Origin of the sequence: uncultured Anaerovibrio sp. (assembly GCF_947302755.1) — a bacterium.
Classification (GTDB): domain Bacteria; phylum Bacillota; class Negativicutes; order Selenomonadales; family Selenomonadaceae; genus Anaerovibrio.
This window is the reverse complement of record NZ_CAMYWM010000087.1, coordinates 1-10,680: the sequence shown is the minus strand read 5'-3', so window position 1 is coordinate 10,680 and position 10,680 is coordinate 1. Positions and strand designations below refer to the sequence as shown.

The following is a 10,680-nucleotide window of genomic DNA, read 5'->3' as shown; positions in this document are numbered from 1 at the left end:
GCTTAACAAAGTTATCCCCTGTGGTATTATCAATAATATTGCTGGAAATGAAGGGAAATTTTGCTTCCTTCATGCGCTGCTGCAGGACCTCCAGCCCATACTCAAATTCATGGTTCCCCAGGGTGGCTGCATCATAGCCTATAGCATTCATGTATTTTATGATGGATTTTCCCTTATCAAATTTGGCCAGAGAGCTGCCCTGAATAATATCACCTGCATCCAGCATGATGACCTCATAGCCCTGGGCCTCCATGTCCCGTTTGATTTGAGCAATAACCGGCATACCAATATGCTTGTCATCTGACTGGTCATAGCCATGGGAATCATTGGTGTGTAAAATCATTACCTTGCTGAAATCAGCCGCAAATACGGTTTGACACAGCAATAAAAATACGGCAAGAAATGAATAAAATGATTTTTTGAAAATAGAACCAACCTGTTGACTCATAAACCTTCCTCCTCTATTTTTTTATATTCTAAAGAAAAATACCCACATAATAATTATAACGCAGTTATCCATTTTTTTCTTCAAAAAAAGACTAACTGCGTTATTTCTTATGCCAAATATAGCTTCCAAATATTACGAAGGTGCTTTTGTAAAAAAGCCATACCCTCAGTCTCATACTTTGGGTCGCAATAGCAGCGCTTGATGGTGGTAATTACCGGAAAGGTCATGAGCTTTACCTGGTAATCAAGATCCACCTTGTCATCAGGCTTTCTCAGCATTAATAACCGTTTCACAAGATTATAGCTAAACTGCTCCGGCAGCTTGTAGCACTTTTCAACATAAATGCGCCGCATGGTCTCATTGCGGAACTGCTCTATGGTCAGCAGCTTTATAATGCTTTTTAATGTGCTGTCATGAAGGACATTCTCGGCAAATGGTATAAGATAATTTACAAAGGCCTCCTCATCCATTTGTTCAATATCTATATCATCCAATTCTACAATAGACAGGCTGTGTTCCTCGTACAATTCCTCAACCATGTCAGTAATGGCCTCCACAATTTCTCCCTTGCCGGAAAAATGCTTATATAGAGATGGTGGAGTAACTTTTACGGCTGCCGCAATCATTTCAACGCCTACTGCTTCATAACCATGCTCAGAAAATAATTTTAGGGATTCATTTAAAATTCTTTGTTTGGTATCTGTACGTCTCATGGTAATCCTCCCTTCCAAAATAAATCAAAAGCCGTAATAATCAATCACAATCCATCAAATATTATACTAACATAAAAAATAAATACAAGTAAAAGTTTTTAGTTTCATTTTGAAAGTAAATTAAAATTATCGGTGTAATAAAATTATTTAGAAAAATCGACTACAATCATATTTTCAGAAGGTATTTTGGTGCGGCAGCATACATTATATTTATAATTGTCCTCCAGCTCAGGATGGGAGAAAATAAATCCCGGAATGACCTTTGCACTGCCGTAAAATAAGCTCTCCATATCGGATTGGGTTGCCTTGGCATAGCTTTCCAGTCTGGTCCATTTATCCGCAGTCATGTTGTACTCATCCAGATATTCCGCCAATTCCTTGGTGTTCTCCTCCACATCACAGCCAATTTCTGCTCCCAGCGGCCCATCGGCAATGGCAATGGCACACATGGCCCGATCCCCGGAATAGGCCAGGCTGAAATCCAGCTCAGGATGTTGGGCATAAAAGGGCTTTCCGTTGTTGTTAAACTGCAGGTCAAGCTCCCCTTCATCGTAGCCGGCTTCCATCAGGGCGCGGGATAGAAGGGCACCGGCAGCCAATACCGCCTGCCTGCCTCGCTGCTCCTCTGCCCCATCCACCTTATTCTTCCTGTATTCCGTTGCCTCATCATACAGCTTCTGAAACAGGGCCTTGTCCCCCAGCTTGGAGCTGTCAGCAATGTATACCTTTACCTGTATATTGTGAATCATATCAGCCATTTATCAGCTTCCTCCAATTCTGTAAAATCTTTTCTATATATATTTTAACATAGAAACCGGCCAAAGCTAAAATAAAATCAAATATAGGTGCACAAAAAATTCCCGACAGATTTAATAAAAAATCCATCGGGAATTTTGTTTATGGGTTATTTTAAACCTTGAACTTGGTTACATAATTCTGAAGGGATTGGGACAGCTCAGCCAAGGCGGTGCTTGCTTTGGCTATTTCGTCCATCATGGCCGCCTGCTCCTGGGTGGAAGCACTTACACTTTGAGCTTCATCGGCGGAGCGGTTACCCACCTGAACCACCCCATCCATAATGCCCTGAATATCCCTGCAAACCACTCCGGTCTTTTCGATGGCCTGCAATGATACATCAATCTGATTGTTCATATTGGTAATGAGCTCGGAAATCTGATCAAAGGCTACTCCTGCCTCAGATACGATCTTGGTCCCCTCCTGAACTCCCTCATTGTTTTCCTTCATGGCCTGAACTGCTTTAATAGTATCGGCCTGAATGGTGGTAATCATATCAGAAATACTCTTGGCCGCAATCTCAGACTGCTCTGCCAGCTTTCTTACCTCCTCGGCCACTACTGCAAAGCCGCGGCCGGCTTCACCGGCTCGGGCCGCCTCGATGGCAGCGTTCAGGGCCAACAAATTGGTCTGACTGGCAATATTGGAAATGGTTTCTATAACCTGGACGATGCTGGCGGACCGTTCCCCAAGGGCCTCTACAATAACCGAGGATGCATCAATCTGCCTGGACATATTGTGCATGGTGTCAATGGCCTTGCGAACGGTAACCTGTCCGTTGGCTACTCCCTTAAGGCTGTTGTTGGCTGCTTCCTTCATATCATTGGAGTAGTTCGTAAGATCCATCATGTCATTATTCATGGCACTGACCTTACGGTTGGTGTTTTCCAATTCCCTTACCTGCTCCTGATTGTTTCCGGCCATTTGTACAGCGCTGTTGGCCACTACCCGGATGCTTTCCCCGGTCTGATGGGCAGTGGCAGTCAGCTCTTGGCTGGCGGCGGCTACCTGCTCTGCCGAGTGGGTAATATTTTTCATCAAGGTTCTGACAGCATTTTTCATGCTATTGGTATCATGGGCCAACAAGGCAATTTCATCAGTGCCCTCCAGCTGGAGATCCGGTATACTCAGGTCGCCGCTGGCCACCTGCTCCAAGGCGAGCTGAACTGATTTAAGCGGCTTCAGGGTATAGCGTACTGCAAAGGTCAATACAACACCCATAATTAGAATAAGAATAACAGTAGCTATTGACATGCTGGCAATAAAGGAGCTGCCCATAGCATCCAAATCCGTGGCCGGTACCCCCACAAACAGCATCCCCACAATTTCGTTCTTGCCGTTTTTTATTGGCTGATAACATACAAAATAATCCTTGCCAACTACCTGAGCTACCATATTCACCGTTTCGCCCTTGTTTAACACCCGTTCAGCGATTTCCGGGGAACATTTGGTACCCATAGCCCGGGAACCATCTTCCTTTTTTACCGTGGTAGTAACCCGGGTATCCCCCTGGAATATGGTAATAGCATCACCCGTGGCAGCACTGAGCCCATCAATAGTATCAGTTTTACCATTGACAGCTACACTGCCCTTATACAGTTGACCGTTCTTGATGGACCAATCACCGGCATATTTGCTGTTTATTACCTCAGTCAGGTATGCCCCATCATCAAGTGCTTTGTCTGTTAAGGCGTTGTTAAATCCCGATATGGCATTACGATATCCTAGAAATGCCATTGCCAAACAGACCGCAATAATACAGATACTAAAAAATAAAATTGCTTTCTTTTGCATGTTCATATTAACCCATCTCCTTTTTCTTAAATCCCCCCTACCTGTCAGCTATACCGTTGCACACTGCTTTCACTGTTCTACATTCTAATTATGAGTAAACTATTCTACGTTTACGTTAAAAATCCTTTTTTTAGGCAAAAAATAATTTAAGAATTTACAAAAAAAAACGCCATAATAGTATTATGACGTAATAATAATCAATTAAACCTCTCCCTCAAGGCCCAAAGGAGGCAAATCAATCCCTGGTTTCTTTTAAGGTAAAGGTGGCCAACAGGCCAGTAAGGGCAAAGAGGGGCAAAATATAAAATACATACCGGAGCCCATAATTATCCGCCACCCAGCCCAGCATTGGGGCAATAATCCCCCCGGCACTGAAGCCAATCCCCAGGGTAACCCCTGAAGCCATGCCGATGTTTTTCTTTAAATAGGTCTGGCCCAGCACCACCATTGGTCCCACACAGGCATACAGCGCAAAGCCGGCACAGCCCACTATCACATACAGCAGAGCCAAATTATTGTTGAAATTAAAGGCGGCCAGGGCCAAGCCCATCACCGTCATACCAATGCGCAATACGAAGCTGTTGCCCCATTTATCCGCTGCATAGCCGCCCATCCAGTTGGTGAAAATCCCCACCAGGGCCAGGATGGTAATGGTAAGGCTGCCCACCGCCTCACTTTGGCTGAGAATATGTACACAATACAGGGGCAGGAAGGTGGTAAGGGCTGTATACAGGGCCGCTCTCACGATAACAAACAGGGTGAGACGGCCAAAGGCAGGCCAATCATTGGCTTGTGCCTCCCGATTATCCTGGGCCTGCTTTTGGGCAATGGACTTAACCAAACGCCCCATGCCAGGTACCAGCAGGGCAATGATGGAGCTCATGAGAATACAAAAGCCACCAAAGAATATGAGGGCATCCATGCCCCACAGGGTGGTCAAGGCCGCCCCCAGCAGAGGACCGATACAAAAGCCGGCACTGCATCCCGTAGAAAAAATACTCATGCTCAGGGCCTTATTTCCCTCAGCCAGACTGCTGACCCTCCGGGCCGCCTCAGGGTGAAAGATGGCATTGCCCACCCCCATAATGGTGACGGCCAGAAAAATAAGGGTATAGTCCTGAATAAAGGCAATGGAGGCCAGGGACAGGCCGCTGAGCAGGATGCCCAGGGGCATGAGATAGGCGTAGGATTTTTTATCGGAAATATACCCAATAAAGGGCTGTATAATGCTGGACAGAAAGCTGGAGGCAAACATAAGGCCCGCCGCCAGCTTGTAGTCCATGCCATATATGGACACAAAGAACGGCAATAAGCCCGGCAGGGCACCGGTATTTATATCACAGCTGAAATGACCAGCTGATAAAGCATAAAGATATTTCTTATTCATCGTCTAACCTTCTCACAACTATCCAGTAAATCAATTATCTCTTCCCCTCTCCCTAATCTGGGGTGTGGGTCCCCTTAATCTGGGGAAAGACTCCCTTAGCCCGGGATAAAGTCCTCTTGGCCTGGGATAAAGACTCCCTTAGCCTGGGATAAAGGCCCCCCGTAGCTGTTCAATACAGGAGGTGATGTCGGCGGGCAAGGGGGCGCTGACCTCCACCATTTGGCCCGTCACCGGGTGCTGAAACTGAATGGCAGAGGCATGGAGGGCCTGACGGTTAATCAGGCGGGAGGGAGTGCCATACATTTTATCCCCCAGTACCGGGTGACCGGCATAATCCATATGAACCCTGATCTGGTGGGTTCGGCCCGTTTCCAGCCACAGCTCCAGCAGGGTAAAGGGGCCAAATTCCTCCACCAGCTTAAAATGAGTCACTGCCGGCTGACCCTTATCCTCCACCCGACGCCGGTTGGGCTGGCCGGGCACCTTGGCAATATTGCCTTCAAGAATTCCGTCAGGATATTCCTCCATAATCCCCTGGCCCATAACAAGGGCCTTATAAAACCGGTGCAGGGTATGGGCCTTTAATTGGGCCTCCAGCTTGGTCTGATATTCCGGCTTCTTGGCAAACAGCACACAGCCGGTGGTATCCCGGTCCAGGCGGTGCAGGGGACGAATGGTAATGATTTGGCCCTTGGCCTGAAAATAACCGGCCAGATAATTGGCCAGGGTAAAGCGGTCCGTCTGCCCCGCTGGATGGACCAGCATATTGACCGGCTTGTTCAGCACAATAACTGCCTCATCCTCATATAGAACCTCCACCGGGCCAATTTGGGGCGTGACCCCATAGCTGGCATCGGCGAAGAGGCGAATGGCCACCAGGTCGCCTCCCTTTACCCGCTGCTTGCTATGGATCGGGCGGCCATTTACGAAGACATTCCTGGAGCGAAACAGCCGCTGGCGATGGCGGCTGGATACCTTCATCACGGATTTCAGATAATCCTCCACCGACATATCACCATATTTATCCGCCACTATATATTTTTTCAATGCACTTTGATTTTTCTTCATGTGGATTATTTTCCTATCATCCTTAGAAATTCTGCCTCGTCAATTACGGTAATTCCCAGCTCCTGGGCCTTGGTAAGCTTGCTGCCCGCCGCCTCACCGGCCAAAACATAGTCTGTTTTTTTGGAAACACTGCCAGCGGCCTTACCGCCGTTGGCCTCAACAAGGGCCTTGGCTTCACTGCGGCCCAGAGTCGGCAGGGTACCGGTTATTACCACCGTCTTTCCCCCCAGAATATCGCTGACAATTCCCGTATCCTCCAGCACCATATTAACCCCCTGCTCCTTCAGGCGGTTAATAATGGATATATTAGCCTCATCCCGGAAATAGTCAAAAATGGCCCTGGCACTGATTTCCCCAATGTCCCGCACCGCCATGATGGACTCCAAATCCGCAGCAGAGAGGGCATCGATGCTGCCAAAATGAAGCATAAGCTCCCGGGCGGCGGCCTTGCCGATTCCCGATATGCCAAAGCCCGTCAGCAGCCGCTGGGGCACATTGGCCTTGGCTCCATCAATGGCGGCCAGCACCTTGTCCGTATTCTTTTCCTTGCCGATAATTCCCTGGGCAATCAGTCCATCCCGGTGCTCCCTCAAGGTAAATATATCGGCAATATCCTTGATATACCCGGCATCAATAAGGGCCTTGATATTCTGCTCCCCAATTCCCTTAATGTTCATGGCATCCCGGCTGACGAAATTGATGATATGATTTTCCAGCTGGGCCGGGCAGGAGGGGTTGATACATTTTATATCCGAGGTATTGTCCTCCCGGACAGCCCTGGAGCCGCAGGCCGGACAAATATTGCCAATGGTAAAGCGCACGGCTCCCGCCGGACGCTTATCCTTTACTACACTGCGAACCTTGGGAATGATTTCCCCGGATTTAAACACCTTGATGGTGTCCCCGATACAGATATCCAGGTCATCAATGTAATCCTGATTGTGGAGGGTAGCCCGCTCCACCTTGGTACCGCACAGCTGTACCGGCTCAAAGATGGCTGTGGGGGTAATGCGGCCCGTCCGGCCCACCGACAGTTCAATATCCTTCAGCACCGTTTCCTTTTCCTCCGGGGGATATTTATAGGCTATGGCCCAACGGGGTACCTTGGAGGTGGCCCCCAGCTGCTGCCGCTGGGCCAGGCTGTTTAATTTTACTACGGCACCGTCGATATCGTATTCCAGCTCCCCCCGGGATGCGCCGATGGCATCGATGGCCGCCAGCACCTCCTCAGCAGTGTGGCACACCTGATAATTGTGAATTACCTTGATGCCCTGCTTTTTCATGAACTCATAGGCCTCTGTATGGGTGGCAAACTCAATGCCTTTAGCCGTCTGAAGATTGAACACGAACATGGAGAGGTTGCGTTCCTTGGTAATACGGCTGTCCAGCTGCCGAAGGGTTCCCGCCGCACAATTGCGGGGATTGGCAAAGGTTTTCAGCCCCAACAGCTCCTGCCGTCCGTTTACCTGTTCAAAGGCGGCCCGGCTCATATAAACCTCACCCCGGATTTCAAAATAGGGCACCTTGTCCTTCAGCTTCTGTTTGATATCCTTGATTACCCGGGCATTTTCCGTAACATCCTCCCCCTGGACCACACCGTCACCCCGGGTGATGGCCTGGGTCAGCTCCCCATCACGGTAGCGCAGGGCCAGGGAAAGACCGTCAATTTTTTCCTCCACCACGAATTCCGGGTCACCCAGCTGCTCCTGCAGAGAGGTCACAAAATCTATAACCTCCTCCCGGGAAAATACATCCTGAAGGGACAGCATGGGCACATCATGGGCCACCAATACACCGGCCTCCCGTTTGGCGACCCCGCCAACCATCTGGGTTGGGGAGGTTTTGGTAATAAGCTCCGGATATTCGGCCTCCAATTTTTTTAGCCGCAGCATCAGCTGGTCAAATTCGTAGTCGGAAATTTCCGGGGCATCATTGTTATAGTAGAGATTACTGTGATATTTAATTTCTTTTCTGAGAGCTGCCAGCTCCTGTTTTATTTCTTTTATATCCATATTACGCCTTCTTGATTGGGGCATATTTCAGCACCAGCTGTTTAACCCCCTGATTTGGAAATGCGATTTGCAGCTGGGTGTCTTCCCCGCTGCCGGTTACGGCCACCACGGTGCCAGTACCGAATTTGCTGTGCACAGCCTTGTCCCCGGCCTTCCAGACAATACTGGTGTCCGGCTTGATTGGGCCCTTGGGCCGGGCGGTGGCTGCCCCAGAAGAATTATTGGCGTTAGTCACTATACGGACGGGGCCGGTGCCTCCCCCAACGGTTTTCAGGGCATCCGTGGCGGACATGGACTGACCATGACGGCCCCCACTGCTGCTTCCCTGGGAAAATCTGGGCATATAGGAGCTGCCGTGGCCCCGTTCACTGCCGTAGCTGTTGCCGCCATAGCTCCCGTCCCTGCCGAAGCTGTTGCCAAAGCTGCTGCCGCCATAGCCTCTATGGCCCCGGACAGAGAGCTCCTCCTTGTATTGGGGCGGGATTTCCTCCAAAAACCGGGATGGCTCACATATCCTTGTTTGACCGTAAATAGTCCGCATATCGGCATGGGTCAAAAATAATTTGTGCTCTGCCCGGGTAATTCCCACATAGCAGGTACGACGCTCCTCCTCCAGCTCCTCGGCACTGTCCAGGGTGCGGGAATGGGGGAAAATGCCTTCCTCCATGCCGGCAATAAATACCACCGGAAATTCCAGACCCTTGGCGGCGTGCAGGGTCATCAGGGTAACCCGGTCCATGGCGTCAGTAGTCTTGTCCAGGTCGGTTATCAGGGAAATATGCTCCAAAAAATTAAAGAGGCCCGGCTCTGTTTCAGTCTTTTCAAAATCCTTGGCCACCCCCACAAATTCCCGAACATTTTCGATGCGGGAGGTATTGTCCTCCCCCTTCTTTTTGTCCGCCCTCAAGGCCTCGATATAACCGGTCTGTTCAATAATTTCCTCCATGAGCTCCGATACGGACATGGTCTCCTGCTTGTTCATCAGGTCCAGCAGCAGCATGGAAAAGGTGCCCAAAGGATTTTTGGTGCGGGCAGTCAGACCAGGAATTTCATTGAGGGTATCCGGATTGGCAATTATCTCAAAGAGGGATAGGTTCCGTTCATTGGCGAAGGCCAGCAGCTTATTGGCCGATGTATCACCGATTCCCCGCCGGGGTACATTTATAATGCGGGACAGACTCTCCGTATCAAAGGGATTGGACAGCACCCGCATATAGGCCAATATGTCCTTGATTTCCATGCGCTCGTAGAATTTTTGCCCCCCAACTATGGTATAGGGCATGCCCTGGCGCATAAAGGCCTCCTCCAAAATACGGGACTGGGCATTGGTCCGGTACAGCACCGCCATGTCCCCATAGCTTCTGTTGAAAAGGGTATTCTGCTTAACTATATTGTCCAGAATAAACCGGGCCTCATCCCGTTCATCACTGGCCAAATAGGTGGTGATGGGATCCCCCTCTGTGTTGTCGGTCCACAGCACCTTTTTCTTCCGGTGGGGATTGTGGTCAATAACGGCATTGGCCGCCGCCAAAATTTTCTTGGTGGAGCGGTAATTTTGCTCCAGCATAATGGTACGGGCCTCAGGATAATCCTGCTCAAAATTCAATATATTGCGCACGTCCGCGCCGAGCCAGCCATAAATGGACTGGTCAGCATCCCCCACCACACAGATATTGTGATGGCCCCCGGCCAGCAGCTTGGTCAGCTGGTATTGGGCCCCATTGGTATCCTGATACTCATCCACCATAATGTAGCGGAACCGCCGCTGATACCGGGTTCTTATTTCCTCGTTTTCCTCCAATACGGATACAGCCACCAATAGCAGGTCATCAAAATCCAAGGCATTATTGGACCGGAGCTTGCTCTGATAAAGGGTATAAACCTCGGACACCTTCTGGTCGTAAAAGGTACCATTAATGCGGACGTGCTGGTCAAAGGCCACCGGGCCCATCATCTGATTTTTGGCATTGGAAATAACCCCCAGAACAGCTCCCGGGGAATACTGCTTGTCATCAAAATTCAGCTCCTTAAGGCACTTCTTGACCAGGGACTGGGTATCACTGGCATCGTATATAACAAAGTTTTTCTGGTATATGCCCGTAGCCTCTATTTCCCGGCGTAAAATCCTGGCACAAAAGCTATGGAAGGTGCTGAGCCAGATGTCCTTTGAGCCTACACCAATCATCCGGTCAACCCGGTCCCGCATTTCGGTGGCCGCCTTGTTGGTAAAGGTAATGGCCAAAATGCTGTACGGCGATACGCCATGGGCCAACAGATTGGCAATACGATGGGTCAGCACCCGAGTTTTACCGGAGCCGGCTCCCGCCATTATCAACAGGGGTCCCTCAAGGCACTCCACCGCTTCCCGTTGAGCGGGATTTAATCCACTGAATATATCCAAAAGGTTATCCTCCCTATATAATCTTGCAATATCTCTTAAATGCTCCGTTTTTCTCAGTTTTT

At 49.4% G+C, this 10,680-nt stretch carries 8 protein-coding genes; all 8 read right to left on the bottom strand.

Going from position 1 to position 10,680, the window contains the following annotated elements:
• A partial coding sequence (locus Q0Y54_RS08915; protein WP_297966511.1) for a metallophosphoesterase occupies nt 1–448 on the bottom strand: 448 nt, incomplete at its 3' end.
• 107 nt (nt 449–555) lie between these two features.
• The gene (locus tag Q0Y54_RS08910; protein WP_297966508.1) at nt 556–1,161 is read right to left on the bottom strand and encodes a TetR/AcrR family transcriptional regulator; all 606 of its coding nucleotides are present in this window, start codon (nt 1,159–1,161) and stop codon (nt 556–558) included.
• 143 nt (nt 1,162–1,304) lie between these two features.
• On the bottom strand, nt 1,305–1,919 hold the full coding sequence (locus tag Q0Y54_RS08905) for a 4'-phosphopantetheinyl transferase superfamily protein (RefSeq protein WP_297966505.1): 615 nt from the start codon (nt 1,917–1,919) through the stop codon (nt 1,305–1,307).
• Nucleotides 1,920–2,070: 151 nt separating this feature from the next.
• Entirely contained in the window at nt 2,071–3,756 is a 1,686-nt protein-coding gene (locus tag Q0Y54_RS08900; RefSeq protein WP_297966503.1) for a methyl-accepting chemotaxis protein, read from the bottom strand.
• Between the two features lie 229 nt (nt 3,757–3,985).
• The gene (locus tag Q0Y54_RS08895) at nt 3,986–5,137 is read right to left on the bottom strand and encodes an MFS transporter (RefSeq protein WP_297966498.1); all 1,152 of its coding nucleotides are present in this window, start codon (nt 5,135–5,137) and stop codon (nt 3,986–3,988) included.
• Nucleotides 5,138–5,275: 138 nt separating this feature from the next.
• Nucleotides 5,276–6,205, bottom strand: a complete 930-nt coding sequence (locus Q0Y54_RS08890) for an RluA family pseudouridine synthase (protein ID WP_297966492.1) — start codon at nt 6,203–6,205, stop codon at nt 5,276–5,278.
• Between the two features lie 5 nt (nt 6,206–6,210).
• Entirely contained in the window at nt 6,211–8,217 is a 2,007-nt protein-coding gene (ligA, locus tag Q0Y54_RS08885; protein WP_297966486.1) for an NAD-dependent DNA ligase LigA, read from the bottom strand.
• A 1-nt stretch (nt 8,218) separates the two neighbouring features.
• Nucleotides 8,219–10,618: a DNA helicase PcrA gene (gene pcrA / locus Q0Y54_RS08880; protein WP_297966479.1), complete on the bottom strand. Its 2,400-nt coding sequence runs from the start codon at nt 10,616–10,618 to the stop codon at nt 8,219–8,221.
• Nucleotides 10,619–10,680 lie beyond the last annotated feature (62 nt).

What these genes read in the sequence shown, in the direction of transcription:
- Q0Y54_RS08910 (WP_297966508.1), bottom strand. Translation starts at nt 1,161, where the DNA reads ATGAGACGTACAGATACCAAACAAAGAATTTTAAATGAATCCCTAAAA.
- Q0Y54_RS08905 (WP_297966505.1), bottom strand. Translation starts at nt 1,919, where the DNA reads ATGGCTGATATGATTCACAATATACAGGTAAAGGTATACATTGCTGAC.
- ligA (WP_297966486.1), bottom strand. Translation starts at nt 8,217, where the DNA reads ATGGATATAAAAGAAATAAAACAGGAGCTGGCAGCTCTCAGAAAAGAA.
- Q0Y54_RS08890 (WP_297966492.1), bottom strand. Translation starts at nt 6,205, where the DNA reads ATGAAGAAAAATCAAAGTGCATTGAAAAAATATATAGTGGCGGATAAA.
- Q0Y54_RS08895 (WP_297966498.1), bottom strand. Translation starts at nt 5,137, where the DNA reads ATGAATAAGAAATATCTTTATGCTTTATCAGCTGGTCATTTCAGCTGT.
- Q0Y54_RS08900 (WP_297966503.1), bottom strand. Translation starts at nt 3,756, where the DNA reads ATGAACATGCAAAAGAAAGCAATTTTATTTTTTAGTATCTGTATTATT.